Source organism: Paraburkholderia phenazinium, from assembly GCF_900142845.1.
Lineage (GTDB): Bacteria > Pseudomonadota > Gammaproteobacteria > Burkholderiales > Burkholderiaceae > Paraburkholderia > Paraburkholderia phenazinium_A.
Genome location: NZ_FSRU01000003.1, coordinates 159378 through 174898, shown reverse-complemented (window position 1 = coordinate 174898; position 15521 = coordinate 159378). Strand labels below are relative to the sequence as shown.

Annotated in this window: 13 protein-coding genes; 5 read left to right on the top strand and 8 right to left on the bottom strand. The window is 65.4% G+C overall.

Annotated features, from left to right (window positions below; genetic code table 11):
• Positions 1–17 precede the first annotated feature (17 nt).
• The gene (locus BUS12_RS34375) at positions 18–401 is read left to right on the top strand and encodes a c-type cytochrome (protein WP_074301979.1); all 384 of its coding nucleotides are present in this window, start codon (positions 18–20) and stop codon (positions 399–401) included.
• 115 nt (positions 402–516) lie between these two features.
• On the opposite strand, the gene BUS12_RS34370 is transcribed toward BUS12_RS34375, so the two are convergent.
• From BUS12_RS34370 to rsxB, 3 genes are all read right to left on the bottom strand, one after another.
• Positions 517–951, bottom strand: coding sequence for a DUF1841 family protein (locus BUS12_RS34370; protein WP_074301978.1), 435 nt, complete (start codon positions 949–951; stop codon positions 517–519).
• A gap of 195 nt (positions 952–1146) precedes the next feature.
• A complete protein-coding gene (nth, locus tag BUS12_RS34365) occupies positions 1147–1791 on the bottom strand; it encodes an endonuclease III (protein WP_074301977.1) in 645 nt (214 codons plus the stop codon).
• A gap of 14 nt (positions 1792–1805) precedes the next feature.
• Positions 1806–2702, bottom strand: coding sequence for an electron transport complex subunit RsxB (rsxB, locus tag BUS12_RS34360; RefSeq protein WP_253190319.1), 897 nt, complete (start codon positions 2700–2702; stop codon positions 1806–1808).
• 275 nt (positions 2703–2977) lie between these two features.
• Between rsxB and BUS12_RS34355 the strand changes: the two genes are divergently transcribed.
• Positions 2978–3610 (top strand): TetR/AcrR family transcriptional regulator, encoded by a 633-nt coding sequence (locus BUS12_RS34355; RefSeq protein ID WP_074301975.1) that lies wholly within the window; start codon positions 2978–2980, stop codon positions 3608–3610.
• Between the two features lie 269 nt (positions 3611–3879).
• On the opposite strand, the gene BUS12_RS34350 is transcribed toward BUS12_RS34355, so the two are convergent.
• Both BUS12_RS34350 and BUS12_RS34345 read right to left on the bottom strand, forming a co-directional pair.
• A complete protein-coding gene (locus BUS12_RS34350; RefSeq protein ID WP_074301974.1) occupies positions 3880–5157 on the bottom strand; it encodes a polyhydroxyalkanoate depolymerase in 1278 nt (425 codons plus the stop codon).
• A 182-nt stretch (positions 5158–5339) separates the two neighbouring features.
• The gene (locus tag BUS12_RS34345; protein WP_074301973.1) at positions 5340–7220 is read right to left on the bottom strand and encodes a glycoside hydrolase family 15 protein; all 1881 of its coding nucleotides are present in this window, start codon (positions 7218–7220) and stop codon (positions 5340–5342) included.
• Between the two features lie 298 nt (positions 7221–7518).
• On the opposite strand from BUS12_RS34345, the gene BUS12_RS34340 reads away from it, so the two are divergent.
• Entirely contained in the window at positions 7519–7764 is a 246-nt protein-coding gene (locus BUS12_RS34340) for a hypothetical protein (RefSeq protein ID WP_074301972.1), read from the top strand.
• A 109-nt stretch (positions 7765–7873) separates the two neighbouring features.
• On the opposite strand, the gene BUS12_RS34335 is transcribed toward BUS12_RS34340, so the two are convergent.
• Positions 7874–8026 (bottom strand): DUF3096 domain-containing protein, encoded by a 153-nt coding sequence (locus BUS12_RS34335; RefSeq protein ID WP_074301971.1) that lies wholly within the window; start codon positions 8024–8026, stop codon positions 7874–7876.
• A gap of 218 nt (positions 8027–8244) precedes the next feature.
• On the opposite strand from BUS12_RS34335, the gene BUS12_RS34330 reads away from it, so the two are divergent.
• Positions 8245–9525, top strand: coding sequence for a lactonase family protein (locus tag BUS12_RS34330; RefSeq protein WP_074301970.1), 1281 nt, complete (start codon positions 8245–8247; stop codon positions 9523–9525).
• A 128-nt stretch (positions 9526–9653) separates the two neighbouring features.
• Here the strand turns inward: BUS12_RS34330 and BUS12_RS39710 are convergent, their stop codons facing one another.
• Together BUS12_RS39710 and BUS12_RS34315 are read right to left on the bottom strand one after the other, a co-directional pair.
• Complete coding sequence (locus BUS12_RS39710; RefSeq protein ID WP_074301969.1) at positions 9654–13271, bottom strand: FtsK/SpoIIIE family DNA translocase; 3618 nt, start codon at positions 13269–13271, stop codon at positions 9654–9656.
• 198 nt (positions 13272–13469) lie between these two features.
• Complete coding sequence (locus BUS12_RS34315) at positions 13470–14021, bottom strand: META domain-containing protein (RefSeq protein ID WP_437123892.1); 552 nt, start codon at positions 14019–14021, stop codon at positions 13470–13472.
• Positions 14022–14289: 268 nt separating this feature from the next.
• Between BUS12_RS34315 and purT the strand changes: the two genes are divergently transcribed.
• Positions 14290–15504, top strand: a complete 1215-nt coding sequence (purT, locus tag BUS12_RS34310) for a formate-dependent phosphoribosylglycinamide formyltransferase (RefSeq protein ID WP_074301967.1) — start codon at positions 14290–14292, stop codon at positions 15502–15504.
• Positions 15505–15521 lie beyond the last annotated feature (17 nt).

The window sequence follows — 15521 nt, the reverse complement described above, 5'->3', positions numbered from 1 at the left end:
GCGGGATAGGAGAATTCATGAAGAAGCCTCAACTGGCACTCCACACGACGTTCAAGGCTGCCTGTGCAGCGGCGGCACTGTTCGGTCTGGCCGCAGCCAACGTGGCGCATGCCGCCGACGCCGACAACGGCAAGGTGCTGGCCGACGCGCACAACTGCGCGGCCTGCCATGGCGTGAACCTCAACAAGCCGGTGAGCCCGGAATATCCGAAGCTCGCGGGTCAGCATTCCGATTACGTGTACTGGGCATTGCGCCAGTATCAGATGGGCAACGGCAATCCGCACTTCGGTCGCAACAACGCGATCATGCAGGCGCAGGTGCAAAGCCTGTCGCAAAGCGACATGAAGGACATCGCGGCGTATGTCGAATCGCTGAGCGGCGATCTGGTCCAGAAGAAGTAAGGGTTTTACCTCGCGCTTCGCGTGGCCTTGCAGATATGAAAACACCCCGCCTTGGCGGGGTGTTTTGCTTTCGGGTGAACCCTAAGCAGCGACGCTTCGTTGACGATGACGCGGGTCAGTCGCGCGAGGCACGGCGTTCGATGCGCTGCAGGTACGCGTCGGTGTCGGGCGGCGTGCCGCTGCGCTGCGCTTCCCACAGGGTTTCCCCGAGGCACTCCATGATCGCGTGCTGCGCGTCATGGGTCGAGCCGAGACGGGCAGCGAGACGCTCGTGAGCGGCGCGAATGCCGGGCGGCTGATCGATCGACAACTGCTCGCTGATCGCCAGATGCATCGACAGATGCAAAAACGGGTTGGTCTGGCCGCGCTCCGGCGAGTAGTCCTGCGCCGACGCGGCGGCGCCCTCCGTCAACTCGGCGTGGTATTCGGGGTGTTCGACGATCCAGTCGGCGGCGATGGCCTCGAGCGGTGTCAGGATCGCGCCTTCGCGCTGCTTGCGCCAGGTCTCGGTGAAAAAGCTTCGGACTTCGTCGCGGCTGGGATTGAACATCGTGGACTGGAAGCGGTGTTGAAGGGTGCGCGCAGTGAGGGTCAACCCTGTGCGCGACGACAAGCGGTCATTTTACGCCGGGGGCCGGCGCGGCGCTGGCAAGCGGCCAGCGGTGCCGGCACGTAGCCAGCGGTGCCGCGTGCCCACTGCGCGCTGCATTGCATTGCGTTGCATTGCGGGAAATCCGCATGCCGCTTACAGATCGGGCGGCGGGGTTTTCGGCCTGAACTCGCACAGCGGTTCGATCACGCAATGCCAGCACTCGGGGCGACGCGCCTTGCAGACATAACGGCCGTGCAGAATCAGCCAGTGATGCGCGTCCTGCTGGAACTCGGCGGGCGTGAATTTCTCCAGCGCCGCTTCGACCGTGCGCACGTCCTTGCCTGGCGCCAGGCCGGTTCGATTCGCAACCCGAAAGATGTGCGTGTCGACCGCGATGGTGGGATGGCCGAAGGCCGTGTTCAGGACCACATTGGCCGTCTTGCGGCCGACCCCCGGCAGGCTCTCGAGCGCCTCGCGATCGTCCGGCACTTCGCCGCCGTATTGATCCAGCAGAATCCGGCAGGTCGCGACGACGTTCTTCGCCTTGGTCCGGTAGAGGCCGATGGTCTTGATGTAGCCGGTCACGCCTTCTTCGCCGAGCTCGACGATCTGTTGCGGCGTGTTCGCGACCGGGAACATCTTGCGCATGGCCTTGTTGACCGATACGTCGGTGGCTTGCGCCGACAGCATCACCGCGATCAGCAGTTCAAACGGCGTGGTGTATTCGAGTTCGGTCGTGGGGTGCGGGTTGAGGCTCTGGAGTGTCTCGTAGATGGCGCGGCGTTTGTTCGTGTTCATACCGGGGCGGGAGGTCAGGGTTTGGGTACACGAGGCGTGGCGGGCGCGTCGGCGGCTGGCGATGTGGGTGCGGACTCAGCGGTTTCCTCGATGCCGAGGCGCCGGCGACGCGCTTGCGCTGCGTCGATCTGGGCCTGCACGTCGGCGCTCACGCGCTCCGTGTTTTGCGGACCCGCGCCTTTGGCGGCCAGTTCAGCCTTCTTCTGACGGGCACGTTCGAGCGCGGCTTGGATGATCGCGCGTTTTCTGGCATCGGCGTCGTCGGCGGCGGCTACGGTAGCAGCAGGTGCCGGCGTGTCAGCAGGCGCAGCGGATGCAGCGGACACGGCAGCGGCCGCTTCACTGGCTGTGCTGCTCGCAGCCCGGCGAGCGGCCACGCGGGCTTCCGCTGCATTGCGTTCGCGTGCGAGACGCGCCTCGCGCTGGTCGTGGTGTTCGCGAGCGGCTCTCGCCTGTGCTTCGGTCCACGCGTCCCAGCCGGTTGCCGCGCCCGTAACGGGGACCATCGCAATGCAGTCGACCGGGCAGGGCGCGACGCACAGATCGCAGCCGGTGCAGAGCGCCTCGATCACCGTGTGCATTTGCTTCGGTGCACCAAGGATCGCGTCCACCGGACACGCCTGCATGCACAGCGTACAACCGATGCACAGGCTCTCGTCGATCACGGCCAGGGGCCGCGGCCGTTCGACGCCATTGGCGGGATTGAGCGGGATCACCGGCTTGCCGAGCAGGGCGGCCAGCCGCGCCACGCCTTCGATACCGCCCGGCGGGCATTGGTTGTAGTTCGCTGTGCCAACGGCCACTGCTTCGGCGTACGGGCGGCATGCTGCATAGCCGCACTTCGTACATTGTGTCTGGGGGAGCAGATCTTCGACGCGGTCTGCGAGTGTTATGGAATCGGTCACGGTCACGACGGTGAGGCTTGCCGACAGGGCGCTTGCCATGCTCGGCGACAGACGGGCGCAGCTCGGCTTTGGCTGGCTCCGTCAGGCGTAGGGGAAATAGCACATTATCGCCGATTTCCCCGATTGCGATTGTCAAACCATGTGCCATAATCGAAGCGCTTTTTCGAAAGACCGCAGAAGGGTGTCCCCCAACCATGGCGCGCCCGCTAACGCTGTCGGTGCAAGGCCCGAGGAGAGGCCGGCGGCGCGATCCGGATAACGCGGCTCACGATGATGCCACCATGAATCAGCCGAAAATCAAAAGAGATCCTGAAGGCACCCGGCGCCGTATTCTGCTCGCGGCAGCTGAGGAATTTGCAAATGGTGGGTTGTTCGGCGCACGCGTCGACCAGATCGCCCGCCGCGCGGAAACCAATGAACGCATGCTCTATTACTACTTCGGTAGCAAGGAGCAGCTTTTCACGGCCGTCCTCGAACACGCCTTCGGCGCGCTCACGGAGGCCGAGCGCACGCTCGACCTGAACGGTATTGCACCGGTCGAGGCCATTACGCGTCTTGCGCATTTTGTGTGGGACTACTACCGGGATCATCCGGAGCTGCTGCGTCTCATCAACAATGAGAATCTGCACGAGGCGCGCTACATGCAGAAGTCCACGCGCATCCGGGAGATGATCTCGCCCATTGTGGCGACGCTGGGCAGCATTCTCGAACGCGGCCAGCGCGCGGGTCTGTTCCGCACCAATGTCGACCCGCTGCGCTTTTACGTCACGCTCTCGGGCCTCGGCTACTACATCGTGTCGAATCGCTTCACGCTGGAGGCGACACTCGGCCGCGATTTCAGCAGCGCTTCCGAGCGTAGCGAAGTCGTGCAGATGAACACCGAGTTGCTGCTCGCGTATCTGCTTAGACGCTAGAACACGCGCTAAGCCAGGCGAGTCAGGCGCTAAGGTCACCCAGGCCGAACCACGCCTAACCACGCCGAGCCAGGTGTTAGGCGCCACGCGCGGCTATCTGGCGGCGCGAAGCGCGCGATCGGGGTGCAGGCGTGCGGGTGACGCCGCGCGCGCTTTCGCGAGCCTCAAACAACAACGGCCCCTTGCAGGGGCCGTTGTTTTGCGTTCGATGCGCGCGCAACCTTCTGGCTGACGTCCCGGTTTACCCGAATCGCGCCATGCCGTTGCCTTCAGGCTTCGACTTTTTCCTTCGCGACCTTGGGTGCCTTGTTGTGGGCAAGGATGAAGTCACGCAGTTGCGGATAAATGATGGTGCGCCAGCGGCGGCCCGAGAAAATGCCGTAGTGGCCGCACTTTTCCGCGGTGAAATGCTGCTTGTGCTCCGCCGGAATGCCGCTGCACAGGTCCTGAGCGGCGCGCGTCTGACCGTCGCCGGAGATGTCGTCGAGCTCGCCTTCAATCGTGAAGAGGGCGGTCTTCTTGATGTCCTGTGGCCGCACGCGCTCGCCGGCCACGTCCCAGGTGCCTTCAGCCAGACGGAATTCCTGGAAGACGACGCGAATCGTGTCGAGGTAATAGTCGGCGTCCATGTCGAGCACCGCGTTGTACTCGTCATAGAAACGGCGGTGCGCTTCGGCGTCGTCTTCGTCGCCGCGCAAGAGGCTCTGGTAGTAATCCCAATGCGAGGCCGCGTGCCGTTCCGGATTCATGGCCACAAAACCCGTGTGTTGCAGGAAGCCCGGATAGACCTTGCGGCCCACGCCCGGATAGTTCGGCGGCACCGTGTAGATCACGTTGTTGTCGAACCATTCGAACGAGTGCTGCGTGGCGAGCGAGTTGACCGAGGTCGGGCTCTTACGCGCGTCGATCGGGCCGCCCATCATCGTCATCGTGCGCGGCGTTTCTTCGCCGCGGCTCGCCATCAGCGAAATGGCGGCCAGCACCGGCACTGTAGGCTGGCACACGGAGATCACGTGCAGATCTTTGGCGCCGATGTGACGGATGAATTCCTGAATATAAGCAACGTAATCGTCGAGGTGGAACGCGCCGTCTTCGAGCGGCACCATGCGTGCGTCGATCCAGTCGGTGATGTACACCTTGTGGTCCTGCAGCAGCGTGCGCACCGTGTCGCGCAGCAGCGTGGAGTGGTGGCCGGACAACGGCGCACACACCAGCACGACCGGCTCGTCTTTCAGTTGGCTGACAGCGCCGCTGTCGTCGGCGAAACGCTTGAAACGCAGCAGACGGCAGAACGGCTTCTCGACGATCGCCTGTTCGATGATCGGGATGTTATGACCATCCTTAACAATCTGGTGCAGGTTGAATTCGGGTTTTTCGTAGTCTTTGCCTAGCCGGTAGAGCAATTCGTAACCGGCGGAAAGACGTGTGGCGCCTGGCACATAGGCGAAAGGGCTGGCCGGATTCGCGAAGGATTTCGACGCGGCCTGGGCCCAGGCGGTCAGCGGGCTGAGCAGAGCCCGCTGGAATTCATGCAGTTGATAGAGCATGGGTGCTCCGGCGTTGGGGCGATTCGCATGGGGCTTCGCAAACACGCGTTTCGCGTTGCAGCGGGCCGTTGTGGTTGTAGGCGCTTGATTATCGGCCAAGAGTCTCGTTTGATGATATCGGACAAAGTATATTTGTGCAATGCAGCAACGCGACGCCCCCTGGCAGCTAAAACGTCATTAACTCATGGTACGGGCGATGTTGCCGTGCCGCTATACGGGGTTGCCGCAGGGTCAAGTTTGCCCGTCTCCGTGCCGTTATGCGGCGGCTGTCCGGCCGCTCTCGCCATTTCCTGCTCGTGTTTCATCAGGTTCAGCCCGGTGTGCACCAGCGCCACGTGCGAAAACGCCTGCGGGAAGTTGCCGACGAGGCGCTTCGCGGCCGGGTCGTATTCCTCCGCCAGCAGACCGACGTCGTTGACGAGCGCGAGCAGGCGTTCGTACATGGCCTCCGCTTCGGCGACACGTCCCTGCATCGCGAGGTTGTCCACCATCCAGAAGCTGCACGCGAGGAAGGTACCCTCGCCGGGCGGCAGGCCGTCGTCGACTTCCGTCGTGCGGTAGCGCATCACGAAGCCGTCGCGCAGCAGGTATTTCTCGGTAGCGGCGAGCGTGCCGATCACGCGCGGATCCGACGGCGGCAGGAAGCCCACCTGCGGCAGCAGCAGCACGCTCGCGTCGAGTTCGTCGCCGCCGAACACCTGGGTGAAGGCGTTGAGCTGGGGATTCCAGCTTTTCTCGCAGACCGTCGCGTGAATCTGCTCGCGAATCTCGCGCCAGTGGTCGAGCGGGCCGGGCAGCTCGAACGATTCGGCGGACTTGATCGCGCGATCGAACGCCACCCAGGCCATCACCTTCGAGAAGGTGAAATGCTGGCGGCCGCCGCGCGTTTCCCAGATGCCTTCGTCGGGTTCCTGCCAGATCGTTTCCAGGTGTTCGAGCATCTCGCACTGCACGTTCCAGGTGGTCTCGTCCGCTTGCAGGCCGCCCACGCGCGCGAGATGCAGTGCGTTCATCACTTCGCCGTACACATCGAGCTGAAGCTGGCCGGCCGCATTGTTGCCGATGCGCACCGGCTTCGCGCCCTGGTAGCCGGGCAGCCAGTCCACCTCGAACTCCGGCAGGCGCCGTTCGCCGCTGATCCCGTACATGATCTGCAACTGCTCGGGCGCGCCGGCCATCACGCGAGCCAGCCAGCTGCGCCACGCGCGCGCTTCGTCGAAGTAGCCGCCGCGCATCATGGCGAGCAGCGTGATGGTGGCGTCGCGCAGCCAGCAATAGCGGTAGTCCCAGTTGCGCGTGCCGCCCAGCTGCTCGGGGAGCGACGTGGTAGGCGCCGCCACGATGCCGCCGGTCGGCTCGTAGGCGAGCGCCTTGAGCGTAATCAGCGAGCGGCGGATCGGCGCGGCGTACTTGCCTTCGACCGTGCTGCGCGCCGACCACTCGAGCCAGTGGTTCTCGGTCCGTGCGAGGGCGGTGTGCGGATCGCGGGCCGGCGGAATGCGCAGGTGCGACGGCGAATAAGCGAGTGCAAACGGCACCCGTTCGCCGGGCGATACCGTGAACTCGGCGACGGTGTGCATGTTCTCGCCGCGCAGCTCGACGGGCGTGCGCAGCACAGCGGTATCCGGCCCGACGATCGCCTTGATGCCGCTGTCGTGCTTCAGGCGGCTGACCCACGGAATCGAAAAGCCGTAATCGAAACGCAGCACCAGTTCCATCTTCATGCGCACGGTGCCGCGCCGGCCCACGACGATGCGCACCAGCTCCGACCAGCCGTTGCCGGGCGGCATGAAGTCGATCACGGTGACCGCACCTTCGTCGGTTTCGAAATCGGTCTCGAGGATCAGCGTTTCGCCGCGATAGCGGCGGGTGATCTTCGCCGGCGTGTCGGAGACGGGCGCGATCAGCCAGCGGCCGTTTTTTTCCGTGCCGAGCAGGGCGGCGAAGCACGCGCCGGAGTCGAACCGCGGCCAGCAGAGCCAGTCGACGGAACCGTCACGGGAGATCAGTGCGGCGGTGTGGCCGTCGCCGACGAGGGCATAGTCTTCGATGAGTGCGGGCATAGGTGACTGGGTAAGCGGAATGAGCGGGGCGTGGCCGGCGTGTCAAGCGTACGCCCGGAACGCCCCGGGGCTTTGTTTAGTACCGGACCTGTGCCATGCGGTTTGGTTCAGCCGGTCTGACAGGCAAAAGCGGGACAACCTCGGGACAGCTTGCGGCAGATTCGGGGCAACTTCGCATTGGCATTTTGAGATAGCGCTGCCTACAATCGGACTTTTGGATGATGGGCGAAGATTGGGCCGCAGGCGTGGGAAGGCCGGTCTATCGCGCACGCAAACGCTGTTTTCGAGGACGAAAGCCATGCTGAACCCGTCGAAATCCGATTGCATCACCATTCTCTCGGCCGCCAGCGAACTCGCTGACGATTCCATGCTGCCGCTCGATGCCGGCCGCCTCGGCCTGTCCCGCAACGGGATGCAGGCCGCTGCCCTGTTCCTGATCGAGCGGGCCTGCTTCAAGCGTCATCGGGAGGGTGACGGCCATTATGCCGTCGGCGGCCTGTCGCTGCAGGGACGTCTGCGGCTCGACCAGCTCGCGAACGGCTAAGCCACGCGGGTAATCCCGAGGGGCTGGGTCGACTCCTGCGCTTGACTTCGCGTCAGCCGGGCAGGGCCAACGGGCCGTCCGGTTGTGTCCGCACGCCAGTCGCTCGAACTCAAAAGTGCGAAGCGCCTACGCCGAAGATGCCGATCACCCCGATGATGACCAGATAGATCGCGACGATGTAATTGAGCAGACGCGGCATCACGAGGATGAGGATGCCGGCGATCAGCGAAACGACGGGGCCCAGGCTGAGGGTGATGTTCATTGAGACTCCGAGTGGTGAGACGGGTGTGAGAGAGGGTTCTCATGGGCAGCAGGGTGCACCGCCCGCCAACACCGGTTGCCAGCCTTGCGGGCTGCGCGATCCGGCTCAACGCCTGGCTTCTATCTTCTATACTGGCGCGGATAACTAAAACGTTCCAAATCGCGTGGCAGACCAGCGACACCATCAAAACCGAATAACCCGATGTCCAGGAGGTCGACATGCATCGTAGTGCCCAAGCCGCCGCAAGCGCCGCGTCACACTCTTCGCTTCAACCTGTCCGGAAGGCCGCCTTGACGCCATCTGCCCGGTCTGTCCGTTCGATCATAAAAGGTTTCGTGCTCATGGTCTCGATTGTCGCTACCCATGCGTTTGCCCAGGACGCCGGCCCGGCACCGGCCGACGGCGTCTACGACATGATTGTCGGCACCTACACGGGCGGCAAGAGCGAAGGGCTCTACGTCTACCGGTTCGATACGAAGACCGGCGAGGCCACCCGCGTGTCGGTCGCGCAGACGGTCAACCCGTCGTATCTCGTGGTGAGCAGCGACCGCCGCCATGTGTACGCGGTCAACGAACTGCCCGGCGACAACGGCCCGGCCACGCAACGCGGCGGCATCAGCGCGTTCGGCTTCGATCCGGCGAGCGGCCAGTTGACCTTTCTCAACAAGGTGTCGGCGGAGGGCAACGACCCGTGCTATCTGAAGATTTCGCCGGACGGCAAGTATCTGCTGACCGCGAACTATTCGGTGGCGGCGGACCCGGGCGGCAGCTTCGCGGTGTTCCCGCTGCAGGCGGACGGCCAGGTGGGTCAGGCGGTGCTGACCGTGCATCATGAAGGCGGCGGTCCGGTGAAGGGTCGTCAGGACAACTCGCATGTGCATTCAACCGTGTTCTCGCCGGACGGCCAGTATCTGTTCGCGCAGGATCTCGGCGCGGACAAGCTGTACTCGTACCGCTACACGCCGGATGGCAGCCGCGGCCTGTTCGGTCCGACCGAGTGGCGTTATACGGATGTGAAGGCCGGCAGCGGTCCGCGTCACCTGGTGTTTGGAGCGGACGGCAAGTACGCATATCTGACGAGCGAACTGGCTGCGACGGTCAGTACGTTCCGCTACGACGACGGCAAGCTCACGCTGCTGCAGGTGTCGCCGCTCACGCAGCCGGGCTTCAAGGGGCAGGTGGGGGCAGCGGCAATCCATCTGTCGCCGGACGGACGCTTCCTCTACGCGACCAACCGCGGCGACGCGAACGAGATTGTGATCTTCGCGGTTGACGCGGCGAACGGCCATCTGAAACTGGTGGGCCGGCAGTCGAGCCTCGGCAAGTCGCCGCGCGAGTTTGCCATCGATCCGACCGGTAACTGGCTGATCGTCGGCAATCAGAACAGCGACACCGCGTATGTGTTCAGGCGCGATCAGCAGACCGGTTTGCTCGAGGCGAATCCGAAGCGGATTGAGATCGGCTCGCCGGTGGATTTCAAGCTGGTGTCGCCGTCATGAGGTTGGGGGGGTGACGTGGCGTCACGAAGCGGTGTCCTAAGGCGTCTTGAACCCTAAGCAAAACGGGCCTCGGAAGCATGCATGCCTCCGAGGCCCGTTTCATTTTCTGACGCAGCAGCGGCTTTCGCCTATTCAGCCGGTCCCGGTGCGAGCACTTCGCGGCTGCCGTTGATGCCCATCGACGACACCAGTCCCGCCGTTTCCATCTGTTCGACGAGTCGCGCTGCGCGGTTGTAGCCAATGCGCAATTGCCGCTGCACTGACGAGATCGACGCGCGCCGCGTGCGCACCACGAAGGCGACGGCTTCGTCGTAGAGCGGATCGGCTTCGGCGTCCGGCGCGTCGCCGAACAGGTCCTGGGTCGCGCCTTCGCTGGCGGGGCCGTCGAGAATGCCTTCTTCGTATTGCGGCTCGCCGAACTGCTTCAGATATTCGACGATCCGATGCACTTCCTCGTCGGCGACGAACGCGCCGTGCACGCGCTGCGGATAGCCGGTGCCCGGCGGCAGGAACAGCATGTCGCCCTGGCCGAGCAGCGATTCGGCGCCCATCTGGTCGAGAATCGTGCGCGAGTCGATCTTCGAGGACACCTGGAAGGCGACCCGGGTCGGAATGTTGGCCTTGATGAGGCCGGTGATCACATCGACGGACGGGCGCTGGGTGGCGAGGATCAGGTGGATGCCGGCGGCGCGCGCTTTCTGCGCGAGCCGCGCAATCAGTTCTTCGATCTTCTTGCCGGCGACCATCATCAGGTCGGCCAGCTCGTCGATCACTACCACGATCAGCGGCAGCGTGGCGAGCGGTTCGGGGGCTTCGGGCGTCAACGAAAACGGATTGCCGAGCTTCTTGCCGGCGGCCTCGGCATCGCGGATTTTCTGATTGAAGCCGGCGAGATTACGCACGCCGACCGCCGACATCAGCCGGTAGCGCTTCTCCATTTCGCCGACACACCAGTTGAGCGCGTTGGCGGCGAGCTTCATGTCGGTGACGACCGGGGCGAGCAGATGCGGAATCCCTTCGTAGACCGACAGTTCGAGCATCTTCGGGTCGATCATGATCAACCGCACTTCTTCGGGCGTCGCCTTGTAGAGCAGCGACACGATCATCGCGTTGATCGCCACCGACTTGCCCGAGCCGGTCGTGCCGGCCACCAGCATGTGCGGCGCTTTGGCGAGATCGGCGACCACCGGATGACCGGTGATGTCCTTGCCCATTGCGAGCGTGAGCATGGAGTGCGAATGCTGGTAGACGTTCGCCTCGAGGATTTCCGACAGGCGGATGGTCTGACGCTTCGCGTTCGGTAGCTCGAGACCCATGCAGGTCTTGCCGGGGATCGTCTCGACCACGCGGATCGAGGTGAGGCCGAGGCCGCGCGAGAGGTCCTTCATCAGGCCGACGATCTGGCTGCCGCGTACGCCGAGCGCGGGCTCGACTTCGAAGCGCGTGATCACCGGGCCGGCCGATGCGCCCACCACCGTCACCGGCACCTTGAACTCCTGCAGGCGCTGCTCGATCAACTGGCCGGTTTCGGCGAGCCGTTCTTCGGAGACGGGTTCGACATCGGTGTCGGCGCGCGCGAGCAGGTCGAGCGTCGGCAGTTCGACCCGCGACGCAGCGGGCGCGCGGAATTCGAATACGGTGGGCGTGTGGCCGCTGACCGGAGCGCGCGGCGCGATGGGTTCGTTGGCCGGTTCGCTGCGCGGCAGGGTGAACGGCGCGGGGGTGGGGGCGTCCTGGGGCGTAGCGTTCGGTTCGGCGAAAATCTCTTCGATTGCTTCGTCGCTTGCTTCGTCGTGGACTCCGGCGAAAGCGGGTGCGGTGTCGTGGATGGCGGTTGAGGCGCTGACGTGGTCGAGCGGGTCGTCGTCGGGATTGTCGATGGGGTCCGACAGTGGCTCGCGTGTAGCCTGGGCGTCGATGCTCGCAACGTTCGCCGCCGCGAAGCCGGGGAAGCGCACGACGTTCGATGGGGTAGGGGCGGGCGCGGACGGCGGCGTTGCGGCGTCCATTTCCGTCTCCCATGGCGCGAGCGCTTTGTCGATGACGAGCTCCGCCGCAGGTGCGTGCATCGCATTTGCAGCGCTCGCGTGGTCGACGTTCGGCGTGGCCGGTGCCTCGCGACTGTCCATGTGCGCGGGTGTGTCGACGGCGGCGGGAAGTACCTGGGCGGATGCTTCAATGGGTTTATCCACCGGCGCATCGTCAACCGGCGACCCGGCTTCAGGCGACACGATAGGCCAGCTCACCGGTTCGGCGAGTTCGTGGTGTGCAGTGACGGGGGCCTCGGCGGCCGGCTCGCCCAGAGGCGCGCTGGACGCATCGACCGTTGCCGCCTCGCTCGCCGGCATAGGCGTTGGAGTCGGCGCTGGAATTGGCGCAGGCGCAGGCGCGGTTGCTGCCGTTGGCGTCTCATGCGTCACGTCCTCCGCAACCGGCATGGCGGGCACGTCGTTCGCAAACCTGATCGCCTCTGGAACCGTGCGTCGAGCGAGGCTCGCGCCTGCGATGGTTGTCCAGCGAGCCGCGTTCTCTTCGATGCTGCGCAGCGTCTCCTGCACGCTGGCGGGCGGGGTGACGTGTTCGGTCGTTGCTGCGGGCCGCGAAAAGCTCGGGGCGCGCGAACCGGAGACGGCCGGATGTCGATGCGCCTGCGCCGCGTTGGCGACCGGTCGCTGCGTTTGCGTCGGAGCGGGCGCCGGTGAGGGGCGTGAGGCGGGCGTAGCGGCGGAGGGCGTGCCGGGGCGCACCGGCTGATTGACGTGTTGCGCCGAAGGCGCGCGGTTCGCGGCTGCCGGGGAAGCGGGCGCCGCGCCAGGTGCGACCCGACCAGGAACGATTCCCTTCGACGGAGCCGCTGTGCCGCTCGTCCCCGCCCCGACGCCCCGCGCTACTGCAGCTCCGCGCGCCGCCGAACCCGGCTCGCGCAACCAGCCCGCCGGCGCGACGGGTTCAGCCGGCGCCCACGGAGCCGCCTTGTCGATCGCAGCACCGGTATGCTGAGCCGGCGCCGGTCCAGCGCCTTGCCAAGCCGGCGGACCGGCCCGTGTCCGTCCCGCCTGATCAGCCGCTGCGGCTTGACCGCGCGGCGTCGCATTTCGTGCTTGCCAACCCGCGCCGCCCGGCGCCGCAACCGCCGCGCGCGCGTCGCCCCCCAGCGCATCCTTACCCAGCGCGTCCTTCCCGCCAGCCAGACCGGCCGCGCCAGCACCCGCTCCACGCGTCGCAGCCGGCGGCCGCCACACGGTCGGACGCGCATAGCGGCCTTTGGTCCTGGGGGCCATCGTATTGGTTGGCGTCGAGGCGTACGGAGGCAGCGTGTCGTCGACCGTGCTGCGGCGGCGCGCGTCTTCATCGCGTTTGGCCAGCCCGCGGCTCAGGCCGAGGCCGAATGCCGAATCCGCCCACAAGGCGACACTGCTCCAGCGAAACTCGAGCAGCCACGGCAGGCTCACCACCAGCAGGCCGAGCATCACCAGCGGCGTGCCGACGTGGCCCAGCAGCCGGCCGAAGCCGGCCGCCAGCGCATGCCCGAAGCCGTCGACGCCGACCATGCCCACCATGCCGAGCAGCGACGCCTCCAGCGTGCAACTCGCCACGAGGACGCAGACAAAGCCGAGCCACAGCCGGATCGTGCCGGGCCCGCGCAGCCCGACGCCGCCTGGCAGCACAGACTTCACGAGACGCCACAAGAGAGGAAGGAACCAGACGGCCGACCCGCCGAACCAGCCGAAAACTACCGTGTGCATGCTAGACATCAACGAATGACGGATCCGCGAAAACGCAATCCGTCGAGTTTAAACCGGCGAAGCACGACGCTTCGAAGACAGCGGCAAGCGGGCGGCCTGTGCCTGCCTGACCCGCCTGAAAAAAAGCACGGCACGCGGCGCGGCCCGAGCGGACGTCGTCGATCCCCGCAGCGCCCAGGCTAAGCGCCACCCGCGCGCTCATTTTTGATCGTGCCGCGCGAAAACCAGCTTGTCGCCATTGTCGAGGATCAACTGCAACTCCTGCGGCGGCCGCATCTGCACACCGGTGTGGTCGATGTGTCCGAGCGCGTCGAGATAATCGCCTTCGATCTGGCCGCCCGGTGTGGAGCATGCCATCCGCGTGCTGCCCAGCGTCCCGAAGCTCAGCTTGCCGTCCTTCAGCGCGTAAGTGCCCATGTAACGGTTGCATCCGGAAAAGCCGCTGGCATGGCGCTGGCCGGTAGCGGTCGACAGCGTGAGCGTGATCGGCGCACCGCTGTCGGCGCCTGGAATGGTGCGCATCGTGCCGTCCGCCTGCTTCCAGCCGGTGAGGTCCCACGACGTATCGTCGAGCAATTGCGTCGCGGCCGGGTTGAACGGGTCGGGCGGCGGCGCTTTGGTATCCGGATGGGTGGGCATGGCGCAGGCGCTCAGCAACGCCGCCACGCTCAGCGCGGCAAACGTGGCGCGTCCCGGCAGACGCCCCCGCGAGCCGGACGGCGCGAACCGCGGTGCAGTGGATGGTGCCACACGGGCTGCAAACAACGGTGCAAAAACCGTGGCGGCACGGGGTGCAAGCAGCGCTGCAACGAGACGCGCAAGACGTCGCGCTGAAGACGTTGGGAACATGGCGTCGGTCCTCTTCAAACTGGCGAAGGCGTAAGGGTAACGCACTCAGGTTGCCGCACGCGAGCGCTCTCGCGCACGGCACGGCGCCGAGCGTCCGGTGCAGAGGTTGCGCATGTTAACATTGCTGATCTACCCATTCCATCTCATCTGACATTTTTCTGGAGACTCCATGCAGATCGGCCAACGGATCGGCACCCCGCTTTCGAACTCGGCGACGCGCGTCATGCTGCTCGGCGCGGGCGAGCTGGGCAAGGAAGTGATCATCGCGTTGCAGCGCCTCGGCGTGGAAGTGATCGCGGTCGACCGTTATCCGAACGCGCCGGGTCATCAGGTCGCGCATCGCGCCCATGTGATCGACATGACCGACCGCGCCGCCTTGCGTGCGCTGGTCGAGCAGGAACGCCCGCATCTGATCGTGCCGGAAATCGAAGCCATCGCCACGGATGCGCTGGCCGCAATCGAAGCCGACGGTCTCGCTGAAGTGATCCCCACGGCGCGCGCCACGCAACTGACGATGAACCGCGAAGGCATCCGCCGTCTCGCCGCCGAAGAGCTCGGCTTGCCCACGTCGCCGTATGCGTTCGCGGATTCGCTCGAGGAGCTGAAGGCGGGCATCGCGAAGGTGGGTTATCCGTGCGTCGTCAAGCCGGTGATGTCGTCGTCGGGCAAGGGGCAGTCGGTGCTGAAGAGCGAGGCCGACGTCGAACCGGCCTGGCAATACGCGATGGCCGGCGGTCGCGTCAATCACGGTCGCGTGATCGTCGAAGGCTTTATCGACTTCGAGTACGAAATCACGCAATTGACCGTGCGCGCGATCGATCCGGCAACCGGCGAGACGAGCACGTATTTCTGCGATCCGATCGGCCACGTGCAGGTGGCGGGCGACTACGTCGAGTCGTGGCAGCCGCAGCCGATGAACCCGCTCGCGCTCGAACGTTCGCGCGATGTCGCGCACAAGGTGACGGCGGCGCTCGGCGGCCGGGGTCTGTTCGGCGTGGAACTTTTCGTGCGCGGCGATGACGTATGGTTTTCGGAAGTGAGTCCGCGTCCGCACGACACAGGGCTCGTCACGCTGTGCTCGCAACGTCTGTCCGAGTTCGAATTGCATGCGCGGGCCATTCTCGGTCTGCCGGTGGATACGGCGCTGCGTGCGCCGGGGGCGTCGGCGGTGATTTACGGCGGTCTGGACGAAGCCGGTATCGCGTTCGAAGGCGTGGCGGCGGCGCTGGCCGTGCCGGATGCCGATCTGCGGTTGTTCGGCAAGCCGGAGAGTTTCGTCAAGCGTCGCATGGGCGTGGCGCTCGCCACCGGTGCGGACACCGACGAAGCCCGTGTCCGTGCGAAGCAGGCTGCGGCAGCGGTGCGGCCGGTGTCGGCGAAATAAGTACTGGAATGAGCGGC